The sequence below is a fragment of the Kitasatospora sp. NPDC004614 genome (assembly GCF_042873675.1).
Taxonomy (GTDB): domain Bacteria; phylum Actinomycetota; class Actinomycetes; order Streptomycetales; family Streptomycetaceae; genus Kitasatospora.
Genome location: NZ_JBIALR010000010.1, coordinates 116,517 through 129,606, shown reverse-complemented (window position 1 = coordinate 129,606; position 13,090 = coordinate 116,517). Strand labels below are relative to the sequence as shown.

At 72.6% G+C, this 13,090-nt stretch carries 12 protein-coding genes and 1 pseudogene; 7 read left to right on the top strand and 6 right to left on the bottom strand.

Annotation, left to right across the window (positions count from 1 at the left end):
• Window positions 1-33 precede the first annotated feature (33 nt).
• Genes ACFYST_RS21720 through ACFYST_RS21710 form a run of 3 tightly spaced genes read left to right on the top strand, consistent with a single transcriptional unit; the run spans window position 34 to window position 1,850 of the window.
• The gene (locus ACFYST_RS21720) at window positions 34-333 is read left to right on the top strand and encodes an acyl carrier protein (RefSeq protein WP_387864613.1); all 300 of its coding nucleotides are present in this window, start codon (window positions 34-36) and stop codon (window positions 331-333) included.
• Between the two features lie 3 nt (window positions 334-336).
• Window positions 337-1,146, top strand: coding sequence for a hypothetical protein (locus ACFYST_RS21715; protein WP_387864611.1), 810 nt, complete (start codon window positions 337-339; stop codon window positions 1,144-1,146).
• Window positions 1,143-1,850, top strand: coding sequence for a 4'-phosphopantetheinyl transferase family protein (locus ACFYST_RS21710; RefSeq protein ID WP_387864610.1), 708 nt, complete (start codon window positions 1,143-1,145; stop codon window positions 1,848-1,850). Before ACFYST_RS21715 ends, ACFYST_RS21710 begins: the two co-directional genes overlap by 4 nt.
• Before the next feature lie 59 nt (window positions 1,851-1,909).
• On the opposite strand, the gene ACFYST_RS21705 is transcribed toward ACFYST_RS21710, so the two are convergent.
• From ACFYST_RS21705 to ACFYST_RS21695, 3 genes are all read right to left on the bottom strand, one after another.
• Window positions 1,910-2,407 carry a GNAT family N-acetyltransferase gene (locus tag ACFYST_RS21705; RefSeq protein ID WP_387633854.1) on the bottom strand — a complete coding sequence of 166 codons (498 nt, stop codon included), beginning with the start codon at window positions 2,405-2,407 and terminating at the stop codon, window positions 1,910-1,912.
• Window positions 2,404-3,708 (bottom strand): DUF6271 family protein, encoded by a 1,305-nt coding sequence (locus ACFYST_RS21700; protein WP_387864608.1) that lies wholly within the window; start codon window positions 3,706-3,708, stop codon window positions 2,404-2,406. The genes ACFYST_RS21705 and ACFYST_RS21700 overlap by 4 nt, the downstream gene beginning before the upstream one ends.
• Window positions 3,709-4,268: 560 nt before the next feature.
• Window positions 4,269-7,253, bottom strand: coding sequence for a BTAD domain-containing putative transcriptional regulator (locus ACFYST_RS21695; protein ID WP_387864606.1), 2,985 nt, complete (start codon window positions 7,251-7,253; stop codon window positions 4,269-4,271).
• A 432-nt stretch (window positions 7,254-7,685) separates the two neighbouring features.
• Between ACFYST_RS21695 and ACFYST_RS21690 the strand changes: the two genes are divergently transcribed.
• Window positions 7,686-8,396 (top strand): LuxR C-terminal-related transcriptional regulator, encoded by a 711-nt coding sequence (locus tag ACFYST_RS21690; protein ID WP_387864604.1) that lies wholly within the window; start codon window positions 7,686-7,688, stop codon window positions 8,394-8,396.
• Window positions 8,397-8,556: 160 nt separating this feature from the next.
• Here the strand turns inward: ACFYST_RS21690 and ACFYST_RS21685 are convergent.
• The 3 genes and pseudogenes from ACFYST_RS21685 to ACFYST_RS21675 form a co-directional block, all read right to left on the bottom strand.
• Window positions 8,557-8,766: pseudogene (locus ACFYST_RS21685) on the bottom strand (flap endonuclease); the annotation flags it as partial.
• Between the two features lie 204 nt (window positions 8,767-8,970).
• A complete protein-coding gene (locus tag ACFYST_RS21680) occupies window positions 8,971-9,498 on the bottom strand; it encodes a GNAT family N-acetyltransferase (protein ID WP_387864602.1) in 528 nt (175 codons plus the stop codon).
• Window positions 9,495-10,757 (bottom strand): helix-turn-helix domain-containing protein, encoded by a 1,263-nt coding sequence (locus ACFYST_RS21675; RefSeq protein WP_387864599.1) that lies wholly within the window; start codon window positions 10,755-10,757, stop codon window positions 9,495-9,497. The genes ACFYST_RS21680 and ACFYST_RS21675 overlap by 4 nt, the downstream gene beginning before the upstream one ends.
• Before the next feature lie 244 nt (window positions 10,758-11,001).
• On the opposite strand from ACFYST_RS21675, the gene ACFYST_RS21670 reads away from it, so the two are divergent.
• From ACFYST_RS21670 to amcA, 3 genes are all read left to right on the top strand, one after another.
• Window positions 11,002-11,454: an ATP-binding protein gene (locus tag ACFYST_RS21670; protein ID WP_387864597.1), complete on the top strand. Its 453-nt coding sequence runs from the start codon at window positions 11,002-11,004 to the stop codon at window positions 11,452-11,454.
• 301 nt (window positions 11,455-11,755) lie between these two features.
• Window positions 11,756-12,898, top strand: a complete 1,143-nt coding sequence (gene amcB, locus ACFYST_RS21665; protein ID WP_387864595.1) for a cyclophane-forming radical SAM peptide maturase AmcB — start codon at window positions 11,756-11,758, stop codon at window positions 12,896-12,898.
• Window positions 12,895-13,059: a multiple cyclophane-containing RiPP AmcA gene (gene amcA / locus ACFYST_RS21660; RefSeq protein WP_387633838.1), complete on the top strand. Its 165-nt coding sequence runs from the start codon at window positions 12,895-12,897 to the stop codon at window positions 13,057-13,059. The genes amcB and amcA overlap by 4 nt, the downstream gene beginning before the upstream one ends.
• Window positions 13,060-13,090: the final 31 nt, after the last annotated feature.

The window sequence follows — 13,090 nt, the reverse complement described above, 5'->3', positions numbered from 1 at the left end:
GTTCCTCGCCACCCACCACCGGACGGTCCATCCATGTCAGAATCCACCCTGCCCACCACCGAGTCGGTCGACCCCGAGGTGCGCGGCCGCATCCGGCGCGGCATCGAGGACGTCCTGCCGCGCGTCCTGGGCGTCGAGCTCGCCGACATCCCCGCGAACGCCTGCTTCTTCGACGACTACGGCCTCACCTCCTCCGGCATCGTCGAACTGGTCCTGGACATCGAGGAGACGCTCGCCATCCAGGTCGACGTCGAGCACCTCGCCATCGACGACATCCGCACCATCGACAGCCTCACCGACTACGTCGTCGGGCACTACGCCGACGAGGACTGACCGATGCCCGCCGAGACCCGCGGCCTGCGCGTGACCAGGGCGGTCGCCGCCGGATTCGACGGCCACTCGGCCGCCGCGCTCCACCCCGACCTGCGGACCTTCACCGCCGACCTGGTCCGCCCGTACGGCCTGCCGCTGTGCGAGGACCTGCTGACCGGAGGCGCCGGGCACGACTACGGCGCGATGGCCGCCGGCCTGTTCGAACAGGCCCTGCCCGGGGGCGAACCCGCCGACCTGCTGATCCTCGCCTTCTCCTCCCCGGACGTCCGGCCCGCCGCACCCGCCTCGCTCCAACTCAGCCGCCACTGCCCCGGGCAGCCGACCGCCTTCGCCGTCTGCGACCAGGGCAGCGCCACCGCCTTCACCGCCCTGCGGATCGCCGCCGCCCACCACCGCACCGGCGGCTGCCGGCGGGCCGTGATCGTGCTCGCCGAACAGAGCGCCCTGCACTACGAACCCGCCGAGCCCGTCGAGCTGCCCGCCGAGCACCGCGCCGTCGTCCTGGTCTGCGAGGAGGCCCCGGGCGAGGGCCTGCGGGTACGTCAGCAGGCCGAGCCGGACGGCGCCCGGGCGCTGCGCTCGGTCCTCGACGAACACCGCCAACTCGGGCCCGGCGCAAAGCTGTTGCTCGCCGCCGAGCTGGCTTCGCACGGCAGCCCCGAAACCGCCGGGGCGGCGAGCCCCGGACAGCCGTTCACCGGCGTCTGGAGCCTGCTCGCCGACCGCCTCGCCGAGCGCGGCGCCGATGGCCCGCTGCTGGTCGCCGACCACGACCGGCGCCTCGGCCGGCTCAGCACCCTGACCCTGCCGTGAGCACCGCCGCCGCCACCGCCACCGCCGCCACCGACGTCATCGACGTCTGGAGCATCCCCACCGACCAGCCCCCGGCCGTCGTCCGCCAGTTGTACGGCCTGCTCGACGCCGAGGAGCGGCAGCGGGCCGACCGGGCCCACGACCCGCGGCAGGGCGAACGCTTCACCGTGGTCCGGGGCGCCGTCCGACTGCTGGTCGCCGAACGGCTCGCCGTCGCGCCCGCCGACCTGACGTGGCGGCGCGGCCCGCACGGCAAGCCCAGCCCCGCGGGCGGCGGCGGGATCGACGTCAACTGGTCCGCCTCGGGCGCCCTCGCGCTGCTCGCCATCGCGGACGGGCGCCAGGTCGGCGCGGACGTCGAGCAGCTCCGCCCGCCCGGCGTCGGCACCCGGATCGCCCGCCGCCACTTCCCGCCCGCCGACGCGGCACTCGTCCTCGACGCGCCCACCCCGGCCGACGGTGCCGAGCGCTTCACCCGGCTCTGGTGCCGCCGCGAGGCCTGCGTCAAGGTGTACGGCGGCCGGCTCGCCCAGGGCCTCGGCCTCCCGCTGGCCGGGCCCTCCCCGCTGCGCCTGCCCGACCCGGGCCCGCTCGGCCCCGGCCCGCTCCGGCTCGCCGACGTCCCCGTCCCGGGCCCGTTCCGCGCGGCGGTCGCCGCCGACGAGGACCGCCCCTTCACCGTCCGCCGGCACCACTGGGCCTGACCGACAGCGGCAAGGGCCCGACCGGCAGTCAAGCCGGTCGGGCCCAGTACGCACCGCCGTCAGCCCAGGGACTTCGACATGTAGACCGCGCGCCGCCCGTAGGACGCGGGCACGGCCACCTCCCGGTGCGCGCGGTAGCCGTAGAAGCGCAGCAGGATGTCGGAGCCGCGCACCGCGACCATCGAGATCTGCGCGAAGCCCGCCGCGGCGGCCCGCGCGTGCGCGTGCTCCATCAGGTCCGCGGCGAGCTCCCGGCCGCGCAACTCCTCGGCCAGCACCAGGTCGTGCACGTGCAGGTTGTCCGACTCGAACGCCCCGGCCTCGGCCACGGCGAGGTCCGGGCACCGCAGCGGCGGGTACGGCAGGCTCAGCAGGTAACCGCGGACGGTGCCGTGCCGCTCCATCACGTAGCAGGTCTCCGGCGAGCAGCGGGCCCGGGACTGCAGCGCCTCCCGGCCCTCGGAGAGGCCGTCGGCCGCGTAGGCGTCGTGCTCCAGCGCGACCACGGCGTCCCAGTCCCCGTCGGCCAGCTGCCGGATCAGGAACTCCTCGTTCACCCGGCGAGCCCCCGCTCGCGGGCGGCGGCCACCATCGGGGCCCAGGCCTCGATCAGCACGGCCCAGCGCTCGGCGTCCTCCCGGGCCTCGTCCAGCAGCTGCTGCCGCTGACCGGCCACCACGTCCGCCAGCTCGGCGTACTTGCCGCCCAGCTTGCGGTACAGGCGGTCCACCTCGTCCAGGCACTGCTCGTTGACGTCCCGGTCCAGGTCGAAGGTGCTGCGCACCAGGCCGAGGATCGGCTCGACCTTCAACTCGTGCCGCTCGTCCAGCAGTCCGGTGCCGAGGTCGATCATCTGGCCGTAGACCGGGTACAGGTACAGCATCGAGAGCAGCATCTTCACGAAGCGCAGCTGGTACGAGAGGAACCCGGTGCCGATCCGGCGTTCGGGCGTGTAGTAGTTGACGATGTGCCGCTTGTGGATGACGGCGGGCAGCTTGGAGTGCACCAGGGCGTGCAGCAGCGCGTAGTCGCTGCCGATGGTGCGCAGCGAGGGGACCAGCGGCAGCACCTCGTAACCCCGGTGGTCCAGGGCGACGTTGCACATGTAGACGTCCCAGATGTCCGGCACGCCGAGCACCGAGTCGTCGCTGTCGAAGGTCTCGTGCTCGGCGCCCTTGAAGGAGATGTCCACCATGGCGTCCTGCTCCTCCCGCGTCCACACCCGCGGCGTCCACAGTCGCACCAGGTCCCGGTAGACCTCCGGGTCCAGCTCGTTGATCTCGCCGATGTCCACGTTGAGTTCGCCCATGAAGGCGGCGCTGACCAGCATCACCGGCTTGTCCGCGTCCGCCGGGTCGAGCTCGGAGCGGGCCACCCCGGCCAGCGCCTCCCCGGCCGGCTTGCCGATCGACAGCAGCTCGTGGTGGATCGGGAACATCTTCTTCCCGTCGACGACCTGGTAGTCGAAGTCGTCGTTGCGCAGGTGCGCCGAGGTGCAGCCCAGGGCGGCGGCGCCCAGGAAGATCCGGTTGACGCAGGAGCCGTACGCGACGTCCGACGGCAGCATCAGGTCGAGCAGCAGCCCGGGGTCGGCACCGCCGGAGCGCTCCGCCACGTCGCGGAAGAACTCGCGCTGCGCCTCGTTGCCGAGGTGGTGGACGAACACGCCGGGGACGGGGGCCAGCGCGGCCACGGCGTCCGCGTTCTTCGCGAACTCGGCGTCCTCGGTGGTGTCGAGGACCAGGAGGTGGACTTCGGCCCCGAACGTCTCGACGGCGTAGGCCGCCTCCTCGGCGAGGTCCACGATGGTGCCGGGGCAGGCTCGCATGGTGGGCAGGGCGAGGCAGACTCGTTGCATGGTGTGGGGATCTCCGTCTGATCGTCAGATTCGTTGCGGCGCCTGGCAGTCGAGCGAGGAGAAGATGCCCCGACCGGCCCGCCGTACCGTCCTGGACGGGCTCGCCGGCGGGGGCGGAGGGCTGTGGCGGCAACGTGGATGGCCTGGTTTCACCACAGTGGACTGGACCAATGCGGGGTGTCAACGCACCGCCCCCGGCCCGTCCCCGCCGCCCGCCGACACTGCCCGATGGGGCAGCCGGCCCTGCCCCGGGGCGAAATGCTTCCAGTGAGCCGCAGAGCCCTCCGGGTGAACGGAGAACGCACGCGCGGAATCCGGCCAGGAATCGTCTACGGCAGGCACGACCCGACTTCCGTACCCGAAGTCCGGTGCACCGGAGCCCGGCCCGACCGATTGATCTCCGGAACGCCTATTCGCCGCCCGGGCGCCCGCTTCGAAATTGATTCGTGATGATCGTTGCGCACCCTGCGCCGAATATCTCGGGAAGATAACGGATTTGCGATGGAGATGCTCCCGAGTCGGCGAAGGCCCTCGAATTCGGGCCGCCCCGGAAGGCCCGGCTACGCCGGACAGACCTGGCCGCGGTCGCGCTCCCCGAGGTCGAACAGCGCCCGCCCCATGGCGGCCGCGGCGTCCGCCCGGCGGTGCTCCAGGCCGACCTTCCGGGCGATCGCCAGCGCCTGCTCGGCAGCCTCCAGCGCCTGGGTCGGCAGCCCGGCGGCCCGGCAGGACTCGGCCAGGCCCACCAGCACGCCCGGCATCCGGTCCCGGGCACCGAGCGCGAGCAGCGCCCCCAGGCACTCCCGGTAGTCCGCGCACGCCGCCTCGTACCGCCCCATCCCGTGCAGCGCCGTCGCCCGCGCGTACAGCATGTGCACCTGGCCGACGAAGTCGCCCAGCTCCCGGAAGGTCGCCAGGCTGCGTTCGGCCCGGCGCCGCGCCGACTCCGGCCGGCCCACGGCGAGGTCGGCCAGCGCCGCCATCCCCTCGACGAAGGCGTGCGAGGACGGGTTTCCCAACTCGGCGCTGAGCGCGATCGCCTCGTCGCACCAGGCCGTCACCTCCTCGTCCGTGCAGTGCGGGAGGCCGGTCAGCGCCTGCACGACCAGCGCGCCGGGCAGCAGCGCCGTCTGCCCCGTCCGCCGGGCCAGCGCGACCACCCGGCCCGCCTCGGACCGGGCCTGCCAGGTGCGCTGGAACTCCCGCTGCGCCCACATCAGCGTGTACCGGGCCCGGGCCTCGCTCTCCGGCAGGCCTGCGGCGTGGGCGGCCTCGGCGACCCGTCCGGCCAGGTCGCACAGCTCCGGCACGGCCATGCCCAGGTCGATCAGCTGGATCAGCACCAGCGTCAGGTCCGCGACCACCGCCAGCGGGCCGTCCGGATCCCGGGTGGCCTGCTCCGCGACCGCCAGCACGGCGGCGATCTCCTGCCTGGCCCAGCGCAGCCCCTCCGCGGGCCCGTCGAAGGCCGGCTCGGCGAACTCCGGCTGGGCGAACTCCGGCTGGGCGAACTCCGGCTGGGCGAACTCCGGCTGGGCGACCTCCGACTGGGCGACCTCCGACTGGGCGACCTCCGCCACCAGGTCCGCGAACGGGTAGCCGGGCCGGACCACCCGGTACAGGCCCGCCACCGTCGCCAGGTAGTGCCGCAGCAGCCGCTCGACGGCGGCCCGCCCGGCGGCGTCCCCGTCCACCTCCCGGACCAGCTCGCGGGCGAACAGCCGCAGCAGGTCGTGGTACTGGTAGCGGCCCGCGAACGGGCAGGACAGCAGGCCCAGGTCGGTCAGTGCCTCGGCCAGCCGTTCGGCCGCCGGCTCCGGCAGCTCCAGCAGCACCGCGGCCGCCGCCGAGGACACGCCTGGGCCGTCCGCCAGCGACAGCAGCCGGAACGCGCGGGCGGTCTCCGGGTCGAGCTGGTCGTAGCTGAGCCGGAACGACGCGGCGACGGCCAGCTCCCCGGTCTCCAGCTCGGCCAGCCGCCGCCGCTCCGAGGCCAGCCGGTCCGCCATGTGCGACAGCTGCCAGGTCGGGCGGGCCGCCAGCCGGGACGCCGCCGTCCGCACCGCCAGCGGCAGGAACCCGCAGGCCTCCGCCACCCGCCGGGCCGCCGCCGGCTCGGCCGCCACCCGGGACACCCCGGCGATCGCGGTGAGCAGCCGCACCGACTCCTCCGAGGTCAGCGGTTCCAGGGCGACCTGACGGGTCATCGGAATCCCCGACAGCCAGGCCCGGCTGGTCACCAGCACCGCGCAAGAGCGGCTGCCGGGCAGCAGCGGCCCGATCTGCCGGCTGTCGCGGGCGTCGTCCAGCACGATCAGCACCCGCAGACCCGCCACCCGGGACCGGAACAGGCCGGCCCGCTCCGCCGTTCCCTGCGGGATCGCCGCGTCGGCCACACCCAGCGCACCGAGGAAACCGGCCAGCACCTCGCCCGGATCGGCGGGGAACGCCCCCGACCCCTGCAGGTTCACGTACAGCTGGCCGTCCGGGTACTGCCCGCCCACCGCGTGCGCGACGTGCACCGCCAGCGCCGACTTGCCGACCCCGCCCAGGCCCGACACCCCCACCACCGGCACGGCCGGACCGCCCGGCGCGAGGTCCGCGCACAGCGCCGCGCAGAGCTCGTCCCGGCCGGTCCAGTCGGAGATGTCGGCGGGCAGCTGGGCCGGCGCGACCTGCACGGATGCGACAGGCCTGCCGCCCGGCCCGCCCGCCGGCGCGGTCACCGCGGCCGGGGCGGCCAGCAGCGGATCGCCCGACAGGACGCCCAGGTGCAGCTCACGCAGCCGCGGCCCCGGCTCGACCCCCAGCTGCTCCAGCAGCGTGCGGCGGGCGTCCGCGTACACGCCCAGCGCCTCGGCCTGCCGCCCGCTGCGGTACAGCGCCAGCATCAGCAGCTCGCGCATCGGCTCCAGCAGCGGGTACTGGCTGACCCACACGGTCAGTTCACCGATCACGTCCGCGTGCCGCCCGGCCTCCAACTCGGTCTCCAGCCAAGCCTGGACGGCGTTCAGCCGGCGCTCGACCAACCGGGCCCGGTGGGCCTGGGCGAACGGCCCCGGCAGCCCGGCCAGCGGCTCGCCGTGCCACAGCCCGCACGCCTCCCGCAGCAGCCCGAGCGCCCCGGCGACGTCCCCCAGCGCGCGGGCCCGGCCCGCCGCCGCGACCCGGTCCTCGAACACCTCGGCGTCCACGCACTCCGCCGGGAGCCGCAGCACGTAGCCGCTGCCCGAGGACACCAGCACCGCCGGGCGCACCCGGTCCAGCTCCAGCACCCGCCGAAGCCGCGACACGTACGTCCGCACGATGGCGGCGGCCCGGGCCGGCGGCTCCTCCCACAGCGCGTCGAGCAGCTCGTCGACCGACACGATCCGGCGCGCCCGCAGCGCCAGCGCGGTGAGCAGCGCCCGCTGCTGCGGCGGACCGAGCTCCAACTCGCGCTCCCCGCACCAGGCCTGCACCGGCCCGAGCAGACACAGGCGCAGCCCCGCCCCACCGTCCGGCTCCGGGGCCGACGTGCCGTGGGGCTCTCCGATTTCCGTCATTGTCAGAAGGTAGCGGTTCGGACCGGCCGACTGCCGCGCCGGGGCGGACGCAATTCCACCGCCACGGACGGAACCCGGTCGGCCACGCGCCCGCGCGCATTCGATTCCGCCATGCCCGCTCGCGGAAACGGCCGTGCCGCGGATCGCGCCCGCCCGGCGGGCCCGGAAAAACTTTTCCCGCCGAACGGGAACCGATGACGCGGATGCGGATCCGTCAATCTTTTATTGACCGGCGACGGATAGCTTGCACTCGGTGCACATGTCCGCCGGCCCTCCGGCGGACACGGGAGCTCCCGCGGACCAGCCGGGCCGCAGGAGGAGGAGAGACGGCGTCTCGTGCGGACGACGCCAGCCGACCGGTTCTGACGGTGCGCCACCGCTCGTGGGGGGCGGTGGGCGCACCGCCAAGCGCAACGAAAGGAATCCAGCGCCGTGCTGCAGTACGCCGACGACGTCCGCGCGACGACCACCCGAACGATCCCGACGCAGACCACCAGAACGATCCCGGCACAGACCGCCCGCCCGATCCCGGTCGCCGTCCACGCCCTGGACCCGCTCTCCCGGGCCGGAGTGGTCAGCTACCTCCGGCAGTGCCCGGAGATATCGCTCGTCGAGGAGGACCACCAGCCGGCCGGCACCGGCGTCGCCCTGCTGGTCGCCGACACCTTCGACGAGGCCGCCCTGGCCGGCCTGTCCCGGCTGGTCAAGGCCGAACGGACGCACGTGGTGCTGATCCTGGACCGGATCCAGGAGCCCGAACTGCTCAACGTCGTCTCCCTCGGCGTCACCACCATCCTGTGGCGCCGCGAGGTCACCGGCGAACGCCTGCGCCAAGCCGTCCGCACCGCCGTCCGCGGCCACGGCGACCTGCCCCCCGACCTGCTCGGCAAACTGCTCGGCTGCGTGGGCCGCCGGCACACCGGCGACGGCCCCGACAACAGCCCCGCCGACCACGGCATGCAGCCCCGCGAGGTCGACGTCCTACGCCTGGTCGCCGACGGCATGGACACCGGGGAGATCGCCGTCAAGCTCCTCTACTCGGAGCGGACGATCAAGAACATCATCCACACCGTCACCACCCGCTTCCAACTCCGCAACCGCGCCCACGCGGTGGCCTACGCCCTGCGCGAGGGCTACATCTAGGCCGTTAGGCCGTCCCGTCACGGAAGGGCGCCCACAACCGCCCGGCGGATGTGGTCGCCTGACGGCACGTCGGTTCTAACGGGCGGCCAGCGCCTCCAGTACCCGGGTCAGCGAAGTGCCCAGGCCCCAGCGGTCGGCGAGCGACTCGAGCGCCATCGGTGGCGGTCTTCTCGCCGATTCCCTTCACACCCGGCAGACCGTCGCTCGCGTCGCCGCGCAGCGCCGCCAGGTCGGCGTAGGACGAACCCGGGACGCCGTACTTCTCCAGCAGCGCCGCGTCGTCCATGCGCTGCGCCGCGCCGATGCCCTTCGCCGGGTACAGCACCGTCACCGCGCGGGCGTCGTCGACCAGTTGGAACAGGTCGCGGTCGCGGGAGGCAGAAGTTTCCCAACCCGCGAAACCGAGTCTGACCTGCGAGGATTCGGGCATGCTCAGAGCCGTTGTCGGTGCACGCGTCAGCGTGGTCAAGGGGTCCGAGAAGGTGTCGCACCTGGTGCAGAAGGAAGCCGGCCATGGCTACGTAGCTGGCTCGCGCCCGATCACGCTGGACATTGCAGCGCTCCTGCGCTGGAGTCAGCGTGGGCGGACCATGGCGGTGAGCCGGGGCGAGTCAGGCGAGGGCTGCTGGCTGTTGATGGCCTGGTATCCCCAGGACTCGTACAGGGCCTGGACCTTGCCGTCCCCGGCGAGCGGATTGACCATCAGGGTGACGCGGTCCTCGGCGCGGTGGGCGAGGAGTTCGTCGTGGATACGGCGGGCGGTACCGGTACCGCGCCAGGGGGTGCGGACGCCGATCTCCTTGATGATCAGCACGGGGGTGTCGGTGAAGCCGTCGGGCAGCGGTTCGGTCATGCGCTTCCAGTACCGGTCGTCGGCGTCGGCGGTGTTGCCGTAGGCGTAGCCGACCGGGACGTCGCCGTCGTAGCCGAGGACGAGTTCGAAGCCGGGCTCGGCGGCGTGCCGCTCGAGGCGCTCGGCGAATGTCTGGACGCGGTAGTTGGCCAGGTGCAGGAGGGGCGCCCGCACGTCGGCGTAGACGTCCAGCAGGTCCTGGCGGGCCTGTGCGATGAGGTCGGTGTGGTGGCGGAGCTCGATCGTCACGCGGTGGTCCTCCTGGCGTTGTATGCGTACTCGGCCCAAGAGCGGGCCAGGTTGCTGCCATCGGCCAGGTCGCTCAGCTTGGCGCCGAAGGCGTTCAGCATGCCGGTGACGCGGGGGTGGGCGGAGACCTCCGCCGGGACCGACATGGCGGTGACGACAGCGGGTTCGAGGTCGCCCTGGCCGAGCTGGGCGTGGGCGAGGCGGACGGTGGTGATCGCGTGCGAGCGCTGCATGGCGCCCCGGCGAAGCGCCATACTGCGGTGCGCGTGAGCTTCCGCTTCCTCCCAACTGCCGGCTGAGAGGTAGGCGGCGAGGGCCAGGGAGTCGAGTTCGGCCTGGTCGTAGAAGGCTGTTATCCACAGTGGGCGGGAAGCGCCGGAGTCGGCTCGGTCAAGGGCCTCCTGCGCGTGCCCCAGGGAGCGTCGCACCGCATTGGTGTCTCCGGTCAGGCCGTGGATGGCCGCGTGGCGGGCGTGTCCGAGGGAGGCGAACAACGGGTCGCGCCGGGAGATGGGCAGGCTGCGTGCTACGTCGTTGGCCGCGAGCGCGTCGCCGGGTCGGCCGAGATGGCGGTAGAGGCTGCCGGCGTGGGACCAGATGCGGAACTGGATGGACGAGTCACCGGACATGGCTGCCAGGGAGGCGGCCTTCTGATGGTGCTGGAGAGCGGCGTCGAAGCGGCGGCCGTCGATGGCGGCCCACATCGCGCTCGACATGAAGGAGGCCGCGCTGGCATACAGCTGAGCCCTGATCCGCTGGGTAGCGGTGCCGCGCTCCTGGAGGGCGAGGGCTTCGTCGGCCAGCTGGCCGGCCCGGGTTTCGATGCTGAGGCGACCGCCGTGGCGGTGGTCGCTGGCGACGACCTCGGCGAAGCGGGCCTGCAACTGTTGGACGTCGCCGATCCCGATCCGACGTGGTCCGGCCGCGGCGCCCGTGAGTGCGGCCACGGCGGTGCCTCCGGCGGCTGCTACGAAGTCGCGTCGCCTCACGTCTTCCTCCGATGTGCTGCTTCGGGCCCGTCCTGTGGGGACGAAGCCCAGTTCCTCGGGCGGGCAGTCGAATACTGCCGTGAGCGCAAGGCGGATCTTCGCAGGCGGCCAACGGGTCTGACCAGTCAGCCAGTTGTGGACCGTGCGCTCTGACACCGTGCCGAGCTTCCCGGTGAGGATCTCGACCTCGGCGTTCACTTCGCGGGCTAACTCTGCCTTCGTCATGCGGCGTTCGGCCATCCGGAGGCGGAGTGCGACGTTGGCCACCATGCGATCAACGTAGTTGCGGTGTGACGTGGTGTGCAGGGGGTCGGGTAATGAGGCGGTCAAGTTTTCCGGTCGCACCCGGACCAGAGGCACCCGTACTTTGCCTCACCGGCCCGCAGCTGACGGTCGTTCACTGGTTACGCGAGGTCGTCCTCCTCTCGGGGACGGCATCCGGTGTCAGGCCCGTCCTGTGTTCCGAGCCTGGCACCGGCCAACCCTCAACCACACTCCAACCAGGAGTTCCGCCATGGCCTTCACTGCTGGCATGCCTTCGGGAGCCGAGCCAACGGCCGCCGTGACCGCAGCCACCAGCGGTACCGAGTCGGTCGGCGTGGACCTGCCTTATCGGGCCGCGTCCGTGTCTGCCGCTCGTCGGCTGGTGCGCGGGCAGCTTGCGGTCTGGGGCCTGGAGCACCTGGTCGAGGACGCCCAGGTGATCGTCTCGGAGCTGGCGACCAACGCGGCCAAGTCCGGGTGCCGGCTGCGGATGCGGGTCGAGATCGAACGGCTCACCGAGAAGGCGGTCCAGATCCGTGTCACCGACGGCTGCCGCATCCTGCCGGTCATGGTCAAGGCCGACGGGCAGGACGAGGGCGGTCGGGGTATCGCGCTGGTCCACCACCTCACCGGCGGCCGTTGGGGCGCTGACCAGCTGCCGAACGGCAAGACCGTTCACGCCGAACTTGGGGCCGTGGCATGAGCGCCCAGCACCGCAACCCCGACCGTGACCTTGCTCGGCGACGCCCTGAAGGCCCCGGTGGTGTCCGGCCACCTCGTCGTGCTCGGTCTGCTCGGCTACCTGGTCGAGCACCAGCCGCCTCAGTACCAGCCGCTTACCGCCGCCAGCGCGCCGGACGCCGACCCGGCCACCTCGTCGTGCTCGGTCTGCTCGGCTACCTGGTCGAGCACCAGCCGCCTCAGTACCAGCCGCTCACCGCGGCCAGCGCGCCGGATGCCGACCCGGCCACCGAATCCCTCTGACCGAGCGAGGAGCCAGCACGATGCAGACCCTGGCCCGATACCGGCGCCGCATCGCCCGCCGCCCGAACACGGTGGTCGTGCAGCCCGACGGCGTCTGCAACCTCAACTGCACCTACTGCTACCTGCCCGACCGAGGCCGGCGCACACCGATGCCGGTGGCGGTCGCTGAGGCGGTGGCCCGCTCGATTGCCGAGTTCGCCGACACCACGACCTCCTCGCCCATCGAGATCCTGTGGCACGCGGGCGAGCCGCTGGCCGTGGGGCGGCAGCGGTTGGCCGAGCTGCTGGCCCCGTTCGAGCCGCTGCGGCAGGCCGGCTTGGTCGAGCACTCGGTGCAGACCAACGCGGTGCTGATCAACCCGGCCTGGTGCGACTTCCTGACCGCATACGGGTTCCGGATCGGGGTGAGTATCGACGGCCCGGCCGCCCTCAACCGCCAGCGCGTCGACTGGGCCGGACGTCCGGCCTTCGACCGGATCATGAAGGGCATCGGGTGCCTTCGGGAGCACGGGGTCCGGTTCTCCGCGATCGCAGTCGTCAGCGCGGAGAGCATTCTCGACCCAGAAGGGTTGCTGGACTTCATGGCGGGCCTGGGATGCCACAGCTTCGGGCTGAACATGGAGGAGACCGAGGGCGTCAACACCAGCCGGACGGTGCCCACCGTCGAACAGGCCCGCAAGTTCTGGCGCCGCGCCATCGCCTGGTCGAGGCGGCACCGCGAGCTGACCGTCCGCGAGGTCGACCGGCTCGGCAGCTACCTGCGGTCCGCCCGTGCAACGGGTCTGGCCGCGTGGGACGACGCGCTGATCGACCCGATCCCAACCGTCTCCGCTGCCGGGGACGTGGTCCTGCTCTCGCCCGAGCTCGCCGGCATCAGAGACCCGGCATACAACGACTTCCGGGCTGGCAACGTCCTGGAGCTGACCATCGGCTCCATGCTGGACCGCGCGCACCACCTGCGGTACGTGCGCGAGTTCCTGACCGGCCTGGACGAGTGCGAGGCCCGGTGCGAGTTCTTCGGCTTCTGCCGGGGAGCCCAGGCCGGCAATCGCTACTTCGAGAACGGGCGCCTGGACACCACCGAAACCAACTACTGCCGCGTGTCCAGGCAGGCCCTCGTCACCGCACTGTCCGATACCGTCCGAGAGGAGCAAGCAGCATGACCATCCTCGAACTGCTGGCCGTCACTGATTCCCCCGTGGTTGCCGACCTGACGTCCAGTCACCCGATCGCGGTCGCCAAGTTCGACAACCGACCGACCTGGGACAACGTCGGCTCGTCGTTCGACAACCGGCCGACCTGGGACAACAAGACCAGCAAGTAGCACCACCTGAGCACCCGGGCCCGCACCGCGC

Excerpts from the sequence above, each read along its gene's own strand:
- amcB (WP_387864595.1), top strand. The coding sequence starts at position 11,756 with ATGCAGACCCTGGCCCGATACCGGCGCCGCATCGCCCGCCGCCCGAAC.
- ACFYST_RS21670 (WP_387864597.1), top strand. The coding sequence starts at position 11,002 with ATGGCCTTCACTGCTGGCATGCCTTCGGGAGCCGAGCCAACGGCCGCC.
- ACFYST_RS21700 (WP_387864608.1), bottom strand. The coding sequence starts at position 3,708 with ATGCAACGAGTCTGCCTCGCCCTGCCCACCATGCGAGCCTGCCCCGGC.
- ACFYST_RS21715 (WP_387864611.1), top strand. The coding sequence starts at position 337 with ATGCCCGCCGAGACCCGCGGCCTGCGCGTGACCAGGGCGGTCGCCGCC.
- ACFYST_RS21720 (WP_387864613.1), top strand. The coding sequence starts at position 34 with ATGTCAGAATCCACCCTGCCCACCACCGAGTCGGTCGACCCCGAGGTG.
- ACFYST_RS21675 (WP_387864599.1), bottom strand. The coding sequence starts at position 10,757 with ATGGTGGCCAACGTCGCACTCCGCCTCCGGATGGCCGAACGCCGCATG.
- ACFYST_RS21695 (WP_387864606.1), bottom strand. The coding sequence starts at position 7,253 with ATGACGGAAATCGGAGAGCCCCACGGCACGTCGGCCCCGGAGCCGGAC.
- amcA (WP_387633838.1), top strand. The coding sequence starts at position 12,895 with ATGACCATCCTCGAACTGCTGGCCGTCACTGATTCCCCCGTGGTTGCC.